Below are 1,065 nucleotides of genomic sequence, written 5' to 3'. Positions count from 1 at the left end.
GGAGGGGTTAGGGGTGGGTTCCTCTTGCCTCTTGCCTCTTGCCTCTTGCCTGCTCCCTGCTCCCTGCTCCCTGCTCCCTAAAACCCAGAAATTTGTACCTCATGAGTATAATAATTGCTATTAATCAATCACTTAGGATTTCTATAGTAGGGAAGGATGTCATCTTGTTTAGGAAAATTTCGATATAAAAATACCATGATAACGGCAAAGGATATAGCTGCTACAATTGCTTTTTGGCCTAATAATGGTTCCATTGAAGCTTGATAATCGTTTATCGAAATGAATTCACCGTTTGATATACTATAGTATTGTCCAATCATAGAAATTGTCACAATAGTATTGTGAAGACTATGACAAATGATTGGTACTATTAATTTGCCAGTTTTAAAGTATAGAACACAATATATAGTTCCTAAAATGAACAATGGTACAATATTCAAATTCAAATGGCAAATCGCAAATAATAAAGATGAGGTTAATATTCCAGCTTTAATACCCCATTTTATTGCCCACTTCTGCAAGATTATACCACGAAAAACTAGCTCTTCTAACAACGGAATAAAAACAATAGTCGAAAAGCTAAAAGAAAGTATCCCGATAGTATTTGTAAATTCTGATTTATTAATTAATTTTTCAAAAACATAATCTGGAACAATTAAAGAAAGAGAATAGAAATTAAACGAATGACAGTTCCAAGCAAATAGATAGTTAAAAACTACTATAAATAAAATTAGTTTTATATTAATACTTTTTGGTTTAAAAATGCCAAAATTATCAAAATTAAATCCAAATTTGTGGAGATGTTTAAATAAAAAAAATCCGGTTAAACACTCTAATAATAGAATAAATACCATGTCAAAATTGGCATTTTCGAAAATCCCAAAGCAATTCCAATTCACCAATAAAAACAATACAATATCTATAATAATAAATATTATTAATAATATGACCGATAATAAAACTGGAAAAGCTATAAACCAATATAAGCAAAATTCAGTAATATTAAGCTTATTGAAGGGGAAATTTATTGAGTTTTTACCCAATGAGTTTTCTGAATAAAAATTA

1 protein-coding gene is annotated in these 1,065 nt (G+C 29.6%); it reads right to left on the bottom strand.

Going from position 1 to position 1,065, the window contains the following annotated elements; all coding sequences use genetic code 11:
- Positions 1-128: 128 nt before the first annotated feature.
- The coding region (locus tag F6K53_RS45025) for a CPBP family intramembrane glutamic endopeptidase (RefSeq protein ID WP_293087633.1) at positions 129-1,065 on the bottom strand (937 nt) is incomplete at its 5' end.

Source organism: Moorena sp. SIO4A1, assembly GCF_010672065.1.
GTDB lineage: Bacteria > Cyanobacteriota > Cyanobacteriia > Cyanobacteriales > Coleofasciculaceae > Moorena.
This window is presented reverse-complemented; position numbering and strand designations above follow the sequence as displayed.